Here is an 18,712-nt window from a genome sequence, read left to right on the forward strand (position 1 = left end):
TTAGTATCAAAAAACATCACGCAAAAGACGAAACTCTAAGGAAAATACTGGTATGCAAGCTGTACACACAGCACTCATCGTCGATGATGAACCCGATATTCGTCGTTTAATTGCGCTCACACTCGAACGTATGGGCCTAGTCTGCTATCAAGCAGAAAACGTAAGCGAAGCGCTAACCTCGCTAGAGGAGCGGCAATATCACTTCTGCATAACCGATATGAAACTCCCCGATGGTGATGGTCTGGAGCTTACCCAGCTGTGCAATCGCAAATATCCCGACATGCCCATTGCTATGATTACGGCCTACGGCAATATGGATCTCGCCGTCAACGCCCTCAAATCAGGCGCATTCGACTTTGTCGCTAAGCCAATTGATACCGAACGTCTGCGTCAACTTGTTAAGGCCGCACTGCAACTAACACGTATTCAGACCATTCGCCCCATATCTTACAGTGAACTACTGGGCGCGACTCCCTGTATGATTGAGCTAAAAGATAAAATCCGCAAAGTCGCGCGCACCCAAGCACCCGTTTTTGTCTACGGGGAATCGGGCACGGGAAAAGAACTGGTCGCACAACTCATACACAGCCAAAGCGCACGCGCAGACAAGCCTTTCATTGCTGTCAATTGCGGAGCTATTCCGGCCGAGTTAATGGAAAGCGAATTTTTTGGTCATATAAAAGGAAGTTTTACAGGAGCGCTAAATAATAAAAATGGCTTTTTCAAAGCCGCAAATGGCGGCACCTTATTTCTAGACGAAGTAGCCGAATTGCCGCTCGATTTGCAAGTAAAACTCCTGCGCGTAGTGCAAGAGAAATCGGTACGTAGCGTTGGCGCCGAAGTCGAAGAGCACATTGATGTTCGTATTGTAACCGCGAGCCATGAAGATCTAGCGGCGATGGTAAATGACCATCAATTTCGCCAAGACTTATATTTTCGCCTTAATGTTATTCAACTAGACGTCCCCCGCCTATCCGAGCGTAAAGACGATATTGAAGAATTAACCCACCACTTTATTACCAAGTACGCCAACGAGTGGAGCATGCCCAGTACGAAGTTGAGCGAAGAAGCGCTGGCCGCATTGTTGGAATATTCGTTTCCCGGCAACGTGCGTGAACTAGAAAACATCTTGCAGCGCGCCTTCACCATGATGGAAGGCGATATTATTCGCTTAGATGATTTGTATTTTCCCGCAAATATCGCCGCCGAACTGGATTCTGTTACTGACGACACACCTAAAGAGCACGCTCCCATTGCGACCAACAACCTTGAAGGTTACCTCGAAAACATTGAAAAACGCGCGATAGAAGAAGCTCTCCTAGCCACTCGCTGGAATAAAACGGCAGCGGCAGAAAAGCTTGGTATTAGCTTCCGAGCGCTGCGCTATCGTTGTAAGAAATTAGGCATAGATTAAAGCAAAGAAAGATACGATGTGCTCCTGAGTGAATTAACACAAGCAAGCTGTAGAATACTCTAGAGATTAAGGATGATCTCTAATGCCAAAAAGGAGAGTGGCAATGTGCAAAGGAGCTGTGCGTAACGGATTCACCTTACTAGAGTTGTTAACTGTGTTGGCCATCAGCTCACTACTGATGGGCATAGCGATACCCAAAACAACCCAAGTCTACCAACGATCAGTTGCACAAAATCAAATTACCCAACTGCGGCAAATACTGAACTACACTCGCAATCAAGCGATAATTTATCATACTCCAACGACATTATGCCCCCTCACTATTGAGCAAAAATGCGGTAATAATTGGAATGATGAACTAACCGTGTTTCAAGATAGAAACAGTAACAGCATTCTTGAGGACGGTGAAAACATACTATTCATACTGCCAAAAAACGAAAATAGTAACGGCCACCGTACCTACAACAATAGTCGGATCAACTTCAATGAAAAAGGATTTGCAGGCTTTGATGCAGGGTCTCTAAGCTACTGTCACACTGGTCAGCAAACATATGGCGTTTGTTTCACTATTTCAAGAATAGGTCGTGTTAGAACAGGACTCGACGCAAACAATGACGGGCTACCCGAAACGCCAAATGGTCGAAACATTCCATGCTCCTAACCGTCCAATCAATGATTGCAGCCACTTATCAGAAAGCCATAGAGTATTTCCCGCACCCGTATAATCTGTAGTATGAGAAAAAAGTCATCAGCTACTGAGCTACGGAGCATATATGCAGTCAATTCATCGACAACAAGGGTCAGCACTGATATTCAGTTTGATTATCCTGACATCCATTACCTTAGGCGTAATCGTGTCGATGCAAAATTCAACTCTGCAGCTGCGCATGGTCAATAGCATGCAACACAGTCAACAAGTGTTTAGTGCAACATATGACTATCTCAATTTAGGGGTGACTTACATGGGGAAAAATCTCAATGAAACCCGCAACACGCTGGGCGTTATTCTTCAGAACGAAGATGCACCGAGCAACTTTGTGTCTCTCGCTAGCAATACCGCTTGGGTGACGCCAAACATGCCTGCCGCCGTTTCCTCCATTTCAGATCAGATTAAGTTAAACCAACTTTCTTCTGATGCTTTCGTATCGGAAACATATCTGAAAGGCAATGGTGGTAACTCGACAGGCACGCAGAGCACGTATTACTTTGACTTTTCGGCAACCGGCACTGACCCTTCAGGGCGAGTAGCTTCTACACAACAAGTTGTATTTAGCATTACAGGGCCATCACTATGAAATATTTAAATATGAAAAAAGTAATAAATACCTTGCTAAATATGAGACATATTGCATCTTTTATAGTACTTATTTCGGCCCCTCTTTTTTCAATCGCCGACGATACAGAAATATATAGAACCGACGCAACTCAGGGAGTGCAGCCTAACGTTATTTTCGTTTTCGATACATCCGGAAGTATGGGTTTTCTTCCGGATTCCAATGACAAAGCACAAGGCAATAAAAAATCACGAATGGACATCGTGAAACAAGCTGCTATTGATGTGATAGGTGATCCAACACTAGCTAACCTAAATATAGGTATTATGAGATTTGACAGCGTAGAATCCGGAGCTTCTCCTATATCTGGTGTCAAGTACTATAAAAGCTCCGTCCAAAATAATAACAACCAGAATTATAAAGACGGTGGCGGATATGTTTTATCTCCCATATCTGACATCAATGACAGTAAACATCGCAATTCGATCTTATCAGCGATCTCCGGGCTTGAAGCCGGTGGTACTACTCCCCTTGTAGAAACATACTCCGAAGCTATTCGTTACATGCGCGGAGACGATGTCAAATTTGGCAAAAAGTACGGTAAAACTGAATATGTAGAAGGTGGAACTGTTCTCGTCCAAGGTCCTTCGCGTACCGAGGATATCAAAGAATGTCGAAAATGTAGTCAATGGACGGGATGGGGCTTCCTAGGGGCATGTTTTTTCGGACAAATTACTACCGTTAATGATAGCTACTGCAGCGACACTTACAACAATAGCTATAAATGGGTTGTTACTGGAACAAATACAATCCCAGGAGAGTTCTACGAGGAAGAAAAAACAGCAGGCTATGCTGAAACTAGCACCGCACAATACTTCTACATGAGCCATCCAGATTCATATAATAAAGATACTGGAAAATATATTTCACCAATAACAAATAGCTGCCAAAAAAATCATATATTTCTATTTACCGATGGTGTTTCTCAGTCTGATAACGAAGCGGATGACGATATTAAATCATTGCTAACGAAATTAGATTCCTCGATTTATACTAATAAAGACGGTATCAGTACAAACTGTAAGACCTATGGCGACAACTATGAAGGCGACATCACAAACAGTTGCATGGAAGAGCTAGCACTTGCCGCTTATGAAGGGGATAACATAGCCGATTCATTACTCCTAGCTGACTCAGATCCAAGTACCGAGTCGCAACAATCGATCACGACACATACTATCGGTGGTTTTTTGAATACTGACTCAAAGAGCGTGAAACCAATATTGGAAAGAGCAGCCGACTACTCTGACGGCATATATTCAGAAGCCTCGGACTCAGAAAAACTTAAATTAACATTACAAAATCTATTTGAGCGTGTTTCAGCTGATGCAACCGGAGGAAGCTCGGCGCCCGTTGTAGCGGTTAACGCTTTAAATCGCTTAGAAAGTTCAGAAGAGCTTTATTACACAACATTTGAACCTAAAGTTGTAACCGGTTGGTCTGGTAACCTAAAGCGCTACAAACTCGGCAGCGATGGTGAAATTCTCGACAAAAATGATAAGTCAGCAGTTGATGCAAATACAGGCTACTTTGCCAAAGAGGCTACCAGCATATGGTCATCAGAAGTCGATGGTAATATAGTCACTAAAGGGGGAGCGGCTAGTCATCTAACCCTCGACCGCAAGGTATACACCTATTTGGGTGGTGCATCAAAGACTATTGACGACTCTTTAGTAGACGTTAACCTTTCCGGAGTTATTGTAGCGGCAACGGGAATGACACCAGATATATTTGATACGGAACTGTCTGGCACCGACTTTTTAAACATGCTTAAGTGGGCGTCGGGTATAACAACCATTGATGGAGTAGAGGTTGCACGCCAAGAAATAGAAGATCCGTTGCACAGTCAGCCTATCATTCTAAATTATGGTACCTCTACCAACTATAATAGCACTCTATTCTTCGGTACTAACTCCGGCTATCTGCATGCAATTGATACATACAGAGATCCAAGCAAAAATCCAAAAGAGCGTTTTGCCTACGTTCCTTACGAGTTATTACCAAATATAAATATGTACTACAGTAAGAAAAATGAAATCGGTAAAACGTATGGTCTCGATGGCCCTGTTTCTTCGCTTATTTTTAATCAAACAGATGTTGATGCCGGTACTCCAAAAAGACGTTTCATAGTGGGTTCAACCGATAAAGCATACTTATATTTAACAATGAGGCGCGGCGGCAATATTAATTATGCTATCGATGTTACTGATCGCGATACTCCAAAATACTTGTGGCAAATTTCAACGGCGAGCTCAGGGTTCGAGGAATTAGGACAAACGTGGTCAGGCATGACACCTGTGTTCATTAACCCGAAAGCCATTGGCGTTGATAGCACTAAAAAATCAATACCTGTCCTAGTATTTGGTGGCGGCTATGACCCAGAAGAAGACCTTACTAGTGAATCCGTGCGTCTAGGTCAAAGTACTGGCAATGCAATTTTTATCGTCGATGCAATGACAGGCGCATTACTTTGGAAGGCATCGTCTACACTCGCTGCGGATCTTACGATCAGTCAGATGACAAATAGCATTGCTTCTGATATCACGCCAGTCGACAATAATGGTGATGGTAACGTAGACATTTTATATGCTTCTGATATTGGTGGGCGGCTATGGCGCATTGATCTATTTTCTGATGGTACGCAAAAAGGCACGCTCTTGGCCGACTTAAATACAGGCAACTCAGTAACGAATAACACTCGTTTTTATACAACTCCTGTTGTTGCTTACCAAGGCAATGAAAACAAAGGACGATATGTGATTACGCTTGGATCAGGATATAGAGCACATCCATTAGTAACCAACAACCAAGATCGATTCTTCGTGCTATTTGATCAAATAACCAGCACCGATGAAACCAGTACTAAAAATGCATTATCAACTTATAAAACAAAGAAAACATCTGATCTTGCCAACTATAGTAATATTGCGAGTGCTAGTGATGATGCGAAAAATACTGGCTTTTACTACAAACTAACGGAAACAGGCGAAAAATCACTGTCTGATAGTATCGTAGCGAATAATAGAATCTATTTTTCTACTTACTTCCCAAATTCGACCTCTAACACTAGTGATCTCGACTCTTGCAAGGCAGTAACAGGGAATGCAAGGCTTTATGAAATTAATCTTGGAGAATACAATCCAAATAAACCCCTTGAAGATTTAAGTATCGAAGTAACCGAATTAAAACAGTCTGGTATCCCTGCTGAACCTAAAATCGTATTCCCTCCCGCAGATGAGAACGGAACGGGAGGAGAAGATGGTGGTAGTGGTGACGATTGTGCAAATATGGCGATTCTAGTTGGTAGTGAAGTAATTAAATCTGATTCTTGCGGCTCTGTTTCAAAGAGTTATTGGAGCGAATTATGACGGCAAGGGTTTTTCAATGCCTAAACTAATTAATCACCGAGGCTTCACCCTCATTGAATTGATGATTGTTATATCAATTATCGCTATCACTGCGATAGCGATAAGCCCTGCGCTGAAAAGTATGACAGCTAATAGTGTTGCAGAAAGACTGTTAGGCGAGTTGAGACTTGATCTAATGTTTGCTCGCAATCAGGCAATTTCATTGTCGAGGCCCATGGTAGTAACTCCTATTTCGAATAAATGGAGTAATGGATGGCAAGTATTTGATGGCGCAACCTTGCTACGCCAACGAGGTAGCGACGCAAATCCAATAACCGAAGTTGGTTATATTGCTTCTAATGATTTTAATAACGCAACACCTGTTGGTTTTGACCGCCGGGGTAGAGCAACAGCAACAGGCGATTTTACAATTGATGTAGTTAATTGTTCAGGGTCTCGTGAATACACTATCAGCATAAACCAAATAGGCCAAATTGTTGTCGTGGAGGGTGCATGCCTCAATTAACAAAGAATATGGCAGGTTTTAGCCTGATAGAGATTCTCGTAACCGTCGCCATTACAATTATTGGTTTAGTCGGACTTGCCTCTCTACAATTGCAAGTAACAAAATCCGTTGGCGATTCTGGTAATCGCTCTCAAGTAATTTGGATGCTTGAAGATCTATCAAATCGTATGAAAGCAAACCGTATTGCTCTTGCCGATTATAATACTGATGGAGATACCATCAGCTGTGATAATGCTCCAAAAATTTGCAGCGCCTACCACGATGGCAGTGCACGAGTGGAAGCAGATCTATCTTGCAGCAACACCGAACAGGCCCAATCCGACTTGTGGGAAGTCGCCTGTGGTTTTAATCCCGATGTTGATACTTATATAACAAAGAGTAGCGCGGTCGATTTTATTGCTGCTCCCCTCTTGAGTACTCAACTCAATGGCGGAGAAATTACTGTGACAATTAGCTGGGACACTCGAACCTCCGGTGTTAATGCGGACGGCGAATTGGTTTATGCCAACACAGATAGCCTAGCGAATTCGCGCACTAGCCTAACAATGGTGTACAACCCATGATGATACTCCGACACCAAGCTGGTATGACTTTAATAGAATTAATGATTGCCGGTTTACTAGGAATCATAATTACTTTTTTCGTGGTTAATATCATGGTGAACAGTAACTCTATTGCTTTGAACTCAAATACTGCAGGTCAATCACAAGAAGGCGGCCGTTTTATTATGAGCTGGCTTCAAGCTGAAAGCCGAAGAGCGGGATACTCTTCAATACCTGGATCAACTGAACAAATAAACCCATTTGCAGATAGATGTATTGCGGGTGCCGCTATTCCTCCCGCCGATGGAGGAAACTGCACGTACGAATCGACGGTGGGTATAGGCGATAATGATAGGCTCGCCATTCAATGGGTTTATAATCCCTCATCAACAACGGCTAGAGATCAACAAGATTGCACCGGAGCTGCCATAGTATTAGCAACCGAAACGTTACTTGTTGATGTTTACTGGATAGTAACCGGTGGGGCTAATAGTGGATATGACGACACCTTAAACTGCGTAACCTACAACGCAGACACAGGGATAGCATTGAATAATTCTCAATCTATCGCGGCTGGTATTATCGGAATGCAGGTTTTATACGGTGTTTCTACCGTGGCCACTGCAACGGATGAAACCAATGTATCGAGATATGTTAACGCCAGCCAAGTCGACCCTGATGCCAACATCGATGATGATGATGTCTGGGGCAGCGTGCAGGCGGTGAGAATAGCTCTGTTGACGCGGGCCTTTAGTGATTCTGGCCTTTCCGAAGAAAAACGCAGTTATATTTTACTTGATGCTAATCCTTACAGTTATGACGATAGAATTTCTCGTTACATTCAATTGTCCACGACAGCTTTGCCAAATAATTAGTATTCATATTTAACGGACAACATCAGAATGAATCAAAAAATAGCCGGCTTCACTCTAATGGAACTGATGATTACGCTAGCCATCATTGCTATCATTGCCACCGTTGCGATGCCAAACTATTCTCGATATGTCCAGCGGGGAGGTCGCTCTGATGCTATAGCATCTATGCACGCTATCATGGCAGCCCAAGAACGTTATTATGGTGATAATGTTTCTTACACCAATGATCTGAAAGATCTTGGATATACAGATTCGACATTTACAACACCAAAAGCGTTTTACGTTATTTCCGCCCGCGTCTGTAGTGATAGTGAGGACAACGATACCCCACTAGCCTTCCCTTTAACACAATGTGTAGAACTCATCGCCACGGCTCAAAACAACCAGGCTAGTGATGGAAATCTTGTGATTAACTCATATGGACGACAGGACAGAAGGCTACCGGATGGAAGCCTCACTGACTGGTAATAAACTAAACGCTGTATACAGAAAGGCTTACAGCCTTTCTACAACATAGCCAAGTAATAAAAAAGGACGCCTAGGCGTCCTTTTACGTATCGACAGAAAGTCTCTAAAAATTAATCAAGGCTGACCATCTTCAGCTCTTTAGGCAGAGAAAATACGACATTTTCCTCCTGCCCTTGCAGCTCTTGTGGAGAGCTTCCGCCTAGCGCTATTAGCTTATCGACTACTTCTTTTACTAACACTTCAGGAGCTGACGCACCGGCAGTGATACCCACTGATTGCTTACCTTCTAACCATTCAGGTTTAATTTCAGAAGCATTATCAATAAGATAAGCCGCAGCTCCCATACGCTCACCCAGTTCGCGCAGGCGATTAGAATTAGAGCTGTTTGGTGAGCCAACGACCAACATTAAATCGCAGCTTTCGGCTAACGTTTTGACGGCATCTTGACGATTTTGCGTAGCGTAGCAAATGTCATTTTTACGCGGGCCAGTAATCTCAGGAAACTTTTCACGTAGTGCGTCGATGACACGTGCAGTATCGTCCATCGATAAGGTAGTTTGCGTGACATAGGATAACTTGTCAGGGTTATTCACTACCAGTGCGGCAACGTCTTCTTCATCTTCTACAAGGTAGATATGACCACCATTAGCGTAATCGTACTGCCCCATGGTCCCTTCGACTTCAGGATGCCCCTTGTGGCCGATAAGAATACACTCACGTCCTTCTGCACTATAACGACTCACCTCAAGATGAACCTTAGTTACCAAAGGACAGGTCGCATCAAAAACTTTTAATCCACGCTGCTCGGCATTCTGACGCACGGCTTGAGATACGCCATGTGCAGAGAAAATCACAATACTGTTGTCTGGAACTTCATCAAGCTCATCAACAAAAATAGCGCCGCGATCACTTAAGTCGTTGACTACAAATTTATTATGAACAACTTCATGACGAACATAGATAGGTGGTTCGAACAATTCTAATGCACGATTAACAATATCAATCGCACGATCAACGCCAGCACAAAATCCGCGAGGATTTGCCAATTTAATCTGCATTATGAACCTCCAAAATCTGTACTTCAAACAGCAGAGTTTTACCCGCTAATGGGTGATTAAAATCAACCGACACCCAATCGCCGTTCACTTCACTGATCAAGCCGGGCAACTCAGCACCTTGCGCATCCGCAAACGATACCATCAGGCCGGGTGCTACAGGCATATCAGCAGGAAATGTAGAACGTTTCATTTCTTGGATATTCTGCGGATTTTGCTGCCCAAAAGCTTCTTCCGGCGGAACCGTAAATACTTTGTGATCACCCGTCGTTAGGCCGATTAAGTAGGCTTCAAAACCCGGCAATAAATTACCATCACCAATAGTAAGCGTTGGCGCTTCACGCTCAAACGTTGAATCGACGGTTTGTTCATCACTGAACTTCAATGCAAAATGCAATTTAATGCGGCTACCTGCTGCAATAGTACCCAGTGACATAACAACGCTCTCCTACTACTTAAAGGTTAAGGGATAGACACTCAGCCCTTGATTATTTATCGCTTTTAAACATGTCACGAATAACATCGACGCCCATTAAAATAGCGCCTAACGTAATGGCCGAATCAGCAACATTAAATGCCGGAAAATAGGCGTTTTCCCAATGTACTGAAATAAAATCAATAACATGACCAAATAATATTCGATCAATTAAATTACCAACAGCCCCGCCTAATATTAAAGTGAGTGCCAAAGGTAATAACACGGCAGTACGCGGTAAACGCTTCAACCAAATGATTAGCATGGCTGATACACCTATAGATACCGTGGTGAAAAACCAGCGCTGCCAACCAGACTCATCGGCCAAAAAGCTAAAAGCCGCACCCTTGTTATACAGCAAGGTAAAATCCAATACGGGCAATACAAATACTGGATTAGCATATTCAAGTAGCGCTTCTGCCGTTTGCTTGGTGATCATGTCAACCACAATCACCAATACAGATAACAACAGCCACACCAATGCATTTTTTAACGGCATGGCTTCCGGCGCACTATTCGTAGTCATTATGCGAAGTGACGGATTTCGCCGTCACCCTCAACGTTTTCGATACAACGACCACACAGGCTTGGATGCTGCGTATTTGCACCAACATCAGCACTATGATGCCAGCAGCGTTCACACTTCTCGTCGGCAGAAGCCAATACACCCACTCGAATACCATCCAATTCTGTTTTTTCACCGCCTTCAGCAGCTAGTGGCGCCAGCGTCACTTTAGAGGTTAATAAAACAAAACGTAATTCGTTGCCCAGTTTATTCAGTGCAGTGGTCTGCTGGTCGTTTGCAAATAATGTGACCTCAGCACCTAAGCTCGCACCAATAACTTTCTCGGTACGTGCTTTTTCCAACACACCATTAACGGCGTCTTTAACGTCCATCAGGTTACGCCAATAAGCGTCATTAAATTCGTTCGCCGCTATCGTTGGAAAACCGGTATACCACTCGGCCAATTGTGCAGATTCTTCACGTTCGCCCGGTAATACCTGCCAAATTTCTTCCGCGGTAAATGATAAAATAGGGGCAATCCAACGTGCCATGGCTTCTACCACATGATAGAGGGCGGTTTGCGCACTGCGACGTGCGATACCATCACTCTTACAGGTGTACTGACGATCTTTAATCACATCAAGATAAAAACCGCCTAATTCTGTCACACAGAAATTCATCAGGGTTTTCGTCAGAGTTTTCAAATCATAGCGTTGATACAGAGCAACAATTTTATCTTGCAGGCGCTGAGTGTAATCCACCATCCAAGCATCAAGTGGCAATAAGTCTTCGCCAGACACCATGTCAGTTGCTGGATTAAAGCCATTGATATTCGCCAACAAGAAACGACAGGTGTTACGCACGCGGCGATAGGCATCGGCATTGCGATTTAAGATAACGTCAGAAACCGACATCTCTCCACTATAGTCAGTGTCTGCAACCCACCAACGTAAGATATCACCGCCGAGTTTATTCATTACAGTTTGTGGATCGACAGTATTACCAATCGATTTCGACATTTTCTTGCCGTCGCCATCCACGGTAAAGCCATGGGTTAACGCCGTCTTATAGGGGGCTTTACCATAAGCTGCAACGCTGGTTAACAACGAGCTTTGGAACCAACCACGATGCTGATCGGAACCTTCTAAATACAAATCAGCAGGCATTTGCAATTCAGCACGCTGCATCAACACCGCGGTATGGGTAACACCTGAGTCGAACCAAACATCGAGAGTATCCACCACTTTAACGTAGTCGGCAGCTTCGTCACCCAAAAGCTCGCTGGCCTCTAATTCGAACCAAGCTTCAATACCCGCTTGCTCAACTTTATTGGCAACTAATTCAATTAATTCAGGTGTACGTGGGTGTAACTCACTGGTGTCTTTATGCACAAATAATGCGATTGGCACACCCCAAGTACGCTGACGTGAGATACACCAATCTGGGCGATCTTTCATCATGCCTTCAATGCGCGCCTTACCCCAACTTGGACGCCACTCAACGGTATTCTCAACTTCATTCATTGCCTGATCGAGCAAGCCGGCTTGGTTCATACTGACAAACCACTGCGGCGTCGCACGGAAAATAATCGGTGTTTTATGACGCCAGCAATGCGGATAACTGTGAGTAATGTTGGCCTTTTTAACTAAAGCACCGCGTTCGGCCAATAAACCTAAAACACGGAAATTACCTTTATCAGCAGTACTTAAACCGGTTAATTCCAATGCTTCAAGTGCGGCATTAGCAATAAAGTGACCACTGCCATCAACCAGCATTTCATCGGATTTAACACCGTAAACCGCAGACACCACGTAGTCGTCTACACCGTGCATTGGCGCAGTGTGCACAGCGCCCGTACCTGAATCAGCGGTAACGTGCTCACCGGTAATGACGGGGACAAATTTATCACTACCTTCGGCGTTTGACATAAATGGGTGTTTAACCACAAACGGCGCACTGGCTTGTTCCGGCAATTGACCGAACGCCGCACCGCGAGCAGTCGCAAGTACTTCGATACCATCAACACTTAGGCCATAACGTTGCACAGCGTCATCGACTAAGTCGGTTGCTAACAGCAATACTTCGTCGGCTTCTTTCAACAGCACTAACGAATATTCTAAATTCGGATGTACCGAGACAGCTTCGTTTGCCGGTAACGTCCAAGGTGTGGTTGTCCAGATCACTATGCTGATAGTTTTTTCTGCAACAGCAGCGTCTGCACCAAATGCCGCAACTAAAGCAGCAGTATCTTTAAATGCGAATTTCACATCAATGGCGATGGATTTTTTATCTTGGTATTCCACTTCAGCTTCAGCCAAAGCCGAACCACAATCACTACACCAGTTAACCGGCTTAAAGCCTTTGTGCAGATGACCGTTATTAATGATTTTGCCAAGCGTACGGATGATGTCGGCTTCGAAATTAAAATTCATGGTCAGATATGGATTTTCCCAATCACCTAACACCATTAAACGTTTAAAATCGCGGCGCTGACCATCGACTTGTTCGGCGGCATATTCGCGGCAATGCTTACGGAATTCGCTAGCGGTAACGTTAACGCCCACCTTGCCAACTTTTTCTTCCACCTTTAATTCAATCGGCAAACCGTGACAGTCCCAGCCAGGAACATAAGGGGCATCCTTACCGCTCAAGGTTTGTGACTTAACGATAATATCTTTCAGAATTTTATTAACCGCGTGACCAATATGAATGTTGCCATTCGCATATGGAGGACCATCGTGCAGAATAAACTGATCACGACCTGCTCGTGCCTGACGAATTTTGTGATACAAGCCCATCGCTTCCCAGCGAGCCAGCATCTCCGGCTCGCGTTGTGCCAAGTTACCGCGCATAGGAAACTCGGTATCTGGTAGATTCAGCGTCGCTTTGTATTGGCTTTCCACTTTATCGTTCATAATTGGTCACTTAATCTGAAATTCTAAAATCGGAATGAATTCGAGCGCGCTGCAAAAAAATGGCGCGCTGCATTTTTATCGTTTTCAATCGCATTTTTTAATGCGGTTAAGTCGGCAAATTTTTGTTCGTCACGAATTTTGTGTTGAAATTCGACCGTCAAATGCTGTTGGTATAAATTGCCAGAAAAGCCCAGTAAATGGACTTCCAATGACGGCTCTGGTACTCCCGCGACGGTCGGTTTAACACCCACATTAGCCACCGCTAAATAATGCTCACCGCTTTCTTCATGGGTGACGTGTACCGCATACACACCGTGCAGAGGTAACTGCTCGCGGTGAATCATCACATTGGCCGTCGGCGTCCCTATCGTTCGGCCTAACTGGCGGCCCCACGCTACGCGGCCACTCATGCGATAATCTCGACCCAACAATTGGGCAACACGAGGAAGATTGTTCGCTACTAATTCACGGCGAACCCGAGTGCTACTCACACGCTCCTCATCGTATTCGAACGTTGGTGTATCTTGCACACCAAAACCATGCAGCTCACCCGCAGCGACGAGTGCAGAATAATCACCACTGCGATCACAACCAAAACGGAAATCATCACCAACAATAAGATGACGAATATCCAATGCCGCGAGCAAAATATCATTGATAAAGGCATCAGCCGACATTGAGCGTAGTGCTTGGTTAAATGGCAGACACAAAACGTAATCAACGCCATGCGCCGCTAAGTCTTGCAGTTTTTCACGTAAATTCGCCAACCTAGCAGGCGCCGATTCAGGTGCAAAAAACTCCCGAGGTTGCGGTTCAAATAACATCACCAGTGTGGGCATCTGCAACCGATCGGCGACATCGCGTAACGACTGCAAAATATTTTGGTGGCCAAGATGCAAACCATCGAAATTGCCAATGGTGGCAACGCAGCCACCAAAGTCTGAAGGTATGTTGTGTAGGCCACGTAAAAGGCGCATCGGCGCTCCCAGACCAGTGAAAATTACGGGTTAAAACAAAGGGCCGAATTATAGCCAACCTAAGCGGCTGGGGACAGCCGTTTCGACCTTTCGACATAGCGCAAAATCGCATCCGAAGGGCATCTTAGGCCACACACAAAAATGACGCCCTTGAACACAGGTGAACTTAGAACAACTGCCCACGAAGATGACGCATACGCATGCCGGCACCAATCAATACAGCGAAATAAACCGCCACACCAGCTCCAACCACCGCCGACATCCAACCAATACGCTGCCATGTGCCCCATACTAGCCACTGTTCAGCATCGCCCATCATCCACCAAACAGTTGCTATCATTAAGCCATTCGAAGCGACCAGCAAGGCAATGAACTTCATCCAACCCGGCTGCAAGGTATATGCCCCCTGCTTACGCAATCCGCGATAGAGCATGTAGACGTTGTAATACGCCGACAAAGACGTCGCCAACGCCAAACCGGCGTGCTGAAAGGGGCCAACTAAGGCAAGGTTGAGAACCATATTCACCACCATCGCCTGAATACCGATTTTAACTGGAGTCTTAGTATCCTGACGGGCGTAGTAGCCGGGGGCTAAAATCTTAATCATCATAAAAGCGAGCAAGCCAACACCATAAGCTTGCAAGCTCAAGGTCATCTTACCGACGTCGTAGGCAGTCACCTCGCCATGATAAAAAATGGTCGACATCAATGGCATGGCGAGCACAACAAGCGCTAAAGCCGCAGGAGTAGCTAGCAAAAAGACCATGCGTACCGCCCAATCTAAGGTACGAGAAAAGGCTTGCTGATTATTGTCGGCGTGACGCCCTGACAACGCGGGTAAAATCACCACACCAATGGCGATGGCAAAAATCCCTAAGGGCAAATTATTTAAGCGGTCGGAGTAGTACAACCAGCTCACGCTACCGTCTTCCAAAAAGGACGCCAGCAAGGTATCGAGCAGCAAGTTGATCTGACTTACCGATACACCAAACAAGGCCGGAATCATTAAAGTAACAATCCGCCCGACCCCTTCGGCCTTGGGCTCGTAACGCGGCGCCACTAATAACCCTAAACGCGCAACGAACGGTAATTGAAATACCAACTGCACAAGGCCTGCGATAAACACGCCCCACGCCAACGCATAAAGCGGCTCGGTAAACCAATCCGTCATGACTAAAGTCGAAAAAATCAAACAAAGATTGAGTAGCACTGGTGTAAACGCAGGAATAGCAAAGCGCCCGTAAGCATTCAATACACTACTGGCGAACGCCGTCAGCGAGATAAACAGTAAGTATGGGAAAGTAATACGCAGCAAATCGGCCGTTAAGGCGAACTTTTCCGGATCTGAGCGAAAACCGGGAGCAAAAACCCAAGGCAGATAATCCGACAACGCCAGAGCTGCGACAGTCACACCCAGTAGAGCTAAACCTAAAACACCGGACACTTGGGCAATTAGCAAACGTACTTCATCAAGCGTGCGCTGCTTACGGTACTCACTGAGTACCGGTACAAAAGCGACTGAAAAGGCGCCCTCGGCGAATAAACGACGAAAGAAATTGGGGATTTTAAAGGCGACAAAAAAAGCATCCGCGCGCGCACCAAAATACTGGGCGACCACCACATCGCGAATCAAGCCCAAAACTCGACTTAACAAAGTCATTACACTGACGATAGACGAAGAGCGTAACAAGCTTCGACCCGCGGCCTTATCCGTGTTTTTTTCCGAATTCTTCTCTGTCATGCCAATCTCCGTTACAACACGCCACCCCAGCGCCTTAGCACGCAAACAAAAAAACCCGCCATTGGCGGGTTTTTGCTTCGAACCGAAAAGAATTAACCTTTCAGTGCGAAAACCTTAGCATTCAAACGGCTTTTGATGCGACCAGCGGTGTTCTTATGAAGAATACCTTTGTTCACCATCTTGTCGATGTAAGGTTGTGCTTTAGTAAACGAAGCTTGTGCTTGATCGTAATCAGAAGTTGCAACAGCTGAATGTACTTTCTTGATGTAAGTACGAACCATTGAACGTAATGCTACGGTACGAGCGCGACGCTTGATAGCCTGACGGGCGCGTTTACGAGAACCAGCGGAATTTGCCACAGTCGGCTCCTCAAATTGGGTTGATGTTAAATCTCAGAGGGCCGAGATTATCCAGACATACGGCGCAACTGTCAACAGCAGTTACCACATCGAATGACGAATAGCTCAAGCCCACGTGTTTATTAGTCAATAATGACTTTTTCAAATGACTTCACTAGATCATCCACTGCTTTCATTTGAGCTAAGTAAGGCTCTAATTTATCAAGTGGCAATGCACAAGGTCCGTCACATTTCGCTTCTGCGGGGTTTGGATGAGCTTCAAGGAACAAGCCACCAATACCTAACGCCATACCAGAACGCGCTAATTCAAACGCTTGCTGGCGACGACCATCAGCAGAATCGGCACGACCACCCGGACGCTGCAACGCATGCGTTGCATCGAAGATAACCGGAGCCATGGCTTTCATATCATTCATACCCAGCATATCAACAACTAAGTTGTTGTAGCCGAACGACGAGCCACGCTCACATAACATCACACGCTGATTACCGGCTTCGGCAAATTTTGTGATGATATGACGCATTTCATGCGGCGCTAAAAATTGTGGTTTTTTCACATTGATCGCAGCGCCAGTTTTCGCCATTGCAACCACAAGATCCGTTTGACGCGCTAAAAACGCTGGCAACTGAATAACATCAACGATCTCTGCAACCGGAGCTGCCTGATACGGTTCATGCACGTCAGTAATAATCGGCACATTAAAGGTCTTTTTGATTTCTTCAAAAATCTTCAAACCTTCATCCATACCCGGCCCACGATATGAATTAATCGACGAGCGATTCGCCTTATCAAACGAGGCTTTGAATACGTACGGAATGCCTAATTTCTCGGTGATTTTGACGTATTGTTCGCAAATACTCATCGCCAAATCGCGGCTTTCTAAAACGTTCATTCCGCCAAATAATACGAATGGCGCGTCGTTACCGACTTCAATTCCGCCAACGTTAACTGTTTCGATCATGAGAAACTAGCTCCCTTTATCCTATAGGCTTGGTCACACCAAGCAGTAAAAAATTGATTACAGAACCACCAAATTGTCGCGGTGAATCATTTCCGGTTCTGCGACAAAACCTAACGCTTGCTCTAAACCAGACGTCGGCGTGCGTAAAATTTTCAGCGCCTCGTCACGGCTGTAGTTTACCAGACCCTTGGCTACAAGTTCGCCTTGTTGATTACGACATGCGACAACCTGCCCACGACTAAAACGCCCGTTAGCCGCGACAACGCCGATCGGTAGCAAACTGCGGCCACCATCACGCAGCGCTTTGATCGCGCCATCATCAAGCACCAGCTCGCCGTGAGTCTGCAAATGACCAGCGATCCACTGCTTACGCGCAACAACAGGTTCTTTGTCCGCCAACAACAGGGTGCCTAATACTTCACCGGCGCGTAACCGTGTGAGCACATTCTCGATACGACCACCTACGATCAAGGTATCGGCACCCGAACGCGCTGCCAGTGTAGCGGCTCGTACTTTAGTCACCATGCCACCACGCCCCAACGCACCACCACCGCCAGCCATAGCAGCAAATTGCGGGTTCGAGGCTTGACCTTCGGCGATTAACTCGGCATTTGGGTTACTACGTGGATCAGCGGTAAACAAGCCTTGCTGGTCAGTCAAAATAACCAACAAATCGGCTTCAATTAGATTTGCAACGAGTGCGCCCAGCGTATCGTTATCACCAAAGCAAATTTCGTCGGTCACAACAGTGTCGTTTTCATTGATCACAGGCACAACGCCAAGATCCAACAAGGTACGCAAGGTAGAACGGGCATTGAGATAGCGCTTGCGATCACTGAGATCGTCATGCGTCAGAAGAATTTGCGCGGTATGGCGTTTATGGCCAGAAAATGCAGTTTCATAGGCGTGCACTAACCCCATCTGCCCAACGGCTGCAGCAGCCTGCAATTGATGGATTTGCTCGGGGCGTTTTTTCCAGCCTAGACGCGTCATACCTTCGGCAACAGAGCCCGATGATACCAACACAACTTCATGCCCTTGCGCCAGCAAGGCGGCAATTTGATCCACCCAGCTTTGCATACCGGAACGATTCAGGCCCTGACCATCATTTGTCAAAAGGGCACTGCCGATTTTAATAACCCAGCGTTTAGCGCCTGCAAGACGCTTGCGGGATTCTTGCCACTGCTCCGCGCTCATCTATGTGATCTGCTCATTGA

The 18,712-nt window shown here is 45.5% G+C and carries 17 protein-coding genes; 8 read left to right on the forward strand and 9 right to left on the reverse strand.

Going from position 1 to position 18,712, the window contains the following annotated elements; translation table 11 throughout:
• Window positions 1-52: 52 nt before the first annotated feature.
• From TOL_RS13825 to TOL_RS13860, 8 genes are all read left to right on the forward strand, one after another.
• Window positions 53-1,414 carry a sigma-54-dependent transcriptional regulator gene (locus TOL_RS13825; RefSeq protein ID WP_015487974.1) on the forward strand — a complete coding sequence of 454 codons (1,362 nt, stop codon included), beginning with the start codon at window positions 53-55 and terminating at the stop codon, window positions 1,412-1,414.
• A gap of 103 nt (window positions 1,415-1,517) precedes the next feature.
• Window positions 1,518-2,075: a GspH/FimT family pseudopilin gene (locus tag TOL_RS13830; RefSeq protein ID WP_015487975.1), complete on the forward strand. Its 558-nt coding sequence runs from the start codon at window positions 1,518-1,520 to the stop codon at window positions 2,073-2,075.
• 112 nt (window positions 2,076-2,187) lie between these two features.
• Window positions 2,188-2,709, forward strand: a complete 522-nt coding sequence (locus tag TOL_RS13835) for a pilus assembly PilX family protein (protein WP_041588510.1) — start codon at window positions 2,188-2,190, stop codon at window positions 2,707-2,709.
• A complete protein-coding gene (locus TOL_RS13840) occupies window positions 2,706-6,116 on the forward strand; it encodes a PilC/PilY family type IV pilus protein (RefSeq protein ID WP_015487977.1) in 3,411 nt (1,136 codons plus the stop codon). Before TOL_RS13835 ends, TOL_RS13840 begins: the two co-directional genes overlap by 4 nt.
• Window positions 6,117-6,132: 16 nt before the next feature.
• Window positions 6,133-6,621, forward strand: coding sequence for a GspH/FimT family pseudopilin (locus TOL_RS13845; protein ID WP_041588511.1), 489 nt, complete (start codon window positions 6,133-6,135; stop codon window positions 6,619-6,621).
• Window positions 6,609-7,184, forward strand: a complete 576-nt coding sequence (gene pilV / locus TOL_RS18500) for a type IV pilus modification protein PilV (RefSeq protein ID WP_051052422.1) — start codon at window positions 6,609-6,611, stop codon at window positions 7,182-7,184. The genes TOL_RS13845 and pilV overlap by 13 nt, the downstream gene beginning before the upstream one ends.
• Window positions 7,181-8,038, forward strand: a complete 858-nt coding sequence (locus TOL_RS13855; protein WP_041588512.1) for a PilW family protein — start codon at window positions 7,181-7,183, stop codon at window positions 8,036-8,038. Before pilV ends, TOL_RS13855 begins: the two co-directional genes overlap by 4 nt.
• Before the next feature lie 27 nt (window positions 8,039-8,065).
• Window positions 8,066-8,506, forward strand: coding sequence for a type IV pilin protein (locus TOL_RS13860; RefSeq protein WP_015487981.1), 441 nt, complete (start codon window positions 8,066-8,068; stop codon window positions 8,504-8,506).
• Between the two features lie 110 nt (window positions 8,507-8,616).
• Here TOL_RS13860 and ispH read toward each other — a convergent pair whose 3' ends face one another.
• The 9 genes from ispH to proB form a co-directional block, all read right to left on the reverse strand.
• Window positions 8,617-9,564 (reverse strand): 4-hydroxy-3-methylbut-2-enyl diphosphate reductase, encoded by a 948-nt coding sequence (gene ispH, locus TOL_RS13865; RefSeq protein WP_015487982.1) that lies wholly within the window; start codon window positions 9,562-9,564, stop codon window positions 8,617-8,619.
• Window positions 9,554-9,997, reverse strand: a complete 444-nt coding sequence (locus TOL_RS13870; protein WP_015487983.1) for an FKBP-type peptidyl-prolyl cis-trans isomerase — start codon at window positions 9,995-9,997, stop codon at window positions 9,554-9,556. Before TOL_RS13870 ends, ispH begins: the two co-directional genes overlap by 11 nt.
• 52 nt (window positions 9,998-10,049) lie before the next feature.
• Window positions 10,050-10,562 (reverse strand): signal peptidase II, encoded by a 513-nt coding sequence (lspA, locus tag TOL_RS13875; RefSeq protein ID WP_015487984.1) that lies wholly within the window; start codon window positions 10,560-10,562, stop codon window positions 10,050-10,052.
• Complete coding sequence (gene ileS / locus TOL_RS13880) at window positions 10,562-13,456, reverse strand: isoleucine--tRNA ligase (protein WP_015487985.1); 2,895 nt, start codon at window positions 13,454-13,456, stop codon at window positions 10,562-10,564. Before ileS ends, lspA begins: the two co-directional genes overlap by 1 nt.
• A gap of 23 nt (window positions 13,457-13,479) precedes the next feature.
• A complete protein-coding gene (gene ribF, locus TOL_RS13885) occupies window positions 13,480-14,433 on the reverse strand; it encodes a bifunctional riboflavin kinase/FAD synthetase (protein WP_015487986.1) in 954 nt (317 codons plus the stop codon).
• Between the two features lie 166 nt (window positions 14,434-14,599).
• On the reverse strand, window positions 14,600-16,174 hold the full coding sequence (murJ, locus tag TOL_RS13890; protein WP_015487987.1) for a murein biosynthesis integral membrane protein MurJ: 1,575 nt from the start codon (window positions 16,172-16,174) through the stop codon (window positions 14,600-14,602).
• A 92-nt stretch (window positions 16,175-16,266) separates the two neighbouring features.
• Complete coding sequence (gene rpsT / locus TOL_RS13895; protein WP_015487988.1) at window positions 16,267-16,533, reverse strand: 30S ribosomal protein S20; 267 nt, start codon at window positions 16,531-16,533, stop codon at window positions 16,267-16,269.
• A 122-nt stretch (window positions 16,534-16,655) separates the two neighbouring features.
• Window positions 16,656-17,495 (reverse strand): 3-deoxy-8-phosphooctulonate synthase, encoded by an 840-nt coding sequence (gene kdsA, locus TOL_RS13900; RefSeq protein WP_015487989.1) that lies wholly within the window; start codon window positions 17,493-17,495, stop codon window positions 16,656-16,658.
• Window positions 17,496-17,552: 57 nt separating this feature from the next.
• Window positions 17,553-18,692: a glutamate 5-kinase gene (gene proB / locus TOL_RS13905; RefSeq protein ID WP_015487990.1), complete on the reverse strand. Its 1,140-nt coding sequence runs from the start codon at window positions 18,690-18,692 to the stop codon at window positions 17,553-17,555.
• Window positions 18,693-18,712: the final 20 nt, after the last annotated feature.

Origin of the sequence: Thalassolituus oleivorans MIL-1, from assembly GCF_000355675.1 — a bacterium.
In the GTDB taxonomy this organism is placed as follows: domain Bacteria; phylum Pseudomonadota; class Gammaproteobacteria; order Pseudomonadales; family Oceanobacteraceae; genus Thalassolituus; species Thalassolituus oleivorans.

What these genes read in the sequence shown, in the direction of transcription:
- TOL_RS13825 (WP_015487974.1), top strand. Translation starts at nt 53, where the DNA reads ATGCAAGCTGTACACACAGCACTCATCGTCGATGATGAACCCGATATT.
- TOL_RS13830 (WP_015487975.1), top strand. Translation starts at nt 1,518, where the DNA reads ATGTGCAAAGGAGCTGTGCGTAACGGATTCACCTTACTAGAGTTGTTA.
- TOL_RS13835 (WP_041588510.1), top strand. Translation starts at nt 2,188, where the DNA reads ATGCAGTCAATTCATCGACAACAAGGGTCAGCACTGATATTCAGTTTG.
- TOL_RS13840 (WP_015487977.1), top strand. Translation starts at nt 2,706, where the DNA reads ATGAAATATTTAAATATGAAAAAAGTAATAAATACCTTGCTAAATATG.
- TOL_RS13845 (WP_041588511.1), top strand. Translation starts at nt 6,133, where the DNA reads ATGCCTAAACTAATTAATCACCGAGGCTTCACCCTCATTGAATTGATG.
- pilV (WP_051052422.1), top strand. Translation starts at nt 6,609, where the DNA reads ATGCCTCAATTAACAAAGAATATGGCAGGTTTTAGCCTGATAGAGATT.
- TOL_RS13855 (WP_041588512.1), top strand. Translation starts at nt 7,181, where the DNA reads ATGATGATACTCCGACACCAAGCTGGTATGACTTTAATAGAATTAATG.
- TOL_RS13860 (WP_015487981.1), top strand. Translation starts at nt 8,066, where the DNA reads ATGAATCAAAAAATAGCCGGCTTCACTCTAATGGAACTGATGATTACG.
- ispH (WP_015487982.1), bottom strand. Translation starts at nt 9,564, where the DNA reads ATGCAGATTAAATTGGCAAATCCTCGCGGATTTTGTGCTGGCGTTGAT.
- TOL_RS13870 (WP_015487983.1), bottom strand. Translation starts at nt 9,997, where the DNA reads ATGTCACTGGGTACTATTGCAGCAGGTAGCCGCATTAAATTGCATTTT.
- lspA (WP_015487984.1), bottom strand. Translation starts at nt 10,562, where the DNA reads ATGACTACGAATAGTGCGCCGGAAGCCATGCCGTTAAAAAATGCATTG.
- ileS (WP_015487985.1), bottom strand. Translation starts at nt 13,456, where the DNA reads ATGAACGATAAAGTGGAAAGCCAATACAAAGCGACGCTGAATCTACCA.
- ribF (WP_015487986.1), bottom strand. Translation starts at nt 14,433, where the DNA reads ATGCGCCTTTTACGTGGCCTACACAACATACCTTCAGACTTTGGTGGC.
- murJ (WP_015487987.1), bottom strand. Translation starts at nt 16,174, where the DNA reads ATGACAGAGAAGAATTCGGAAAAAAACACGGATAAGGCCGCGGGTCGA.
- kdsA (WP_015487989.1), bottom strand. Translation starts at nt 17,495, where the DNA reads ATGATCGAAACAGTTAACGTTGGCGGAATTGAAGTCGGTAACGACGCG.
- proB (WP_015487990.1), bottom strand. Translation starts at nt 18,692, where the DNA reads ATGAGCGCGGAGCAGTGGCAAGAATCCCGCAAGCGTCTTGCAGGCGCT.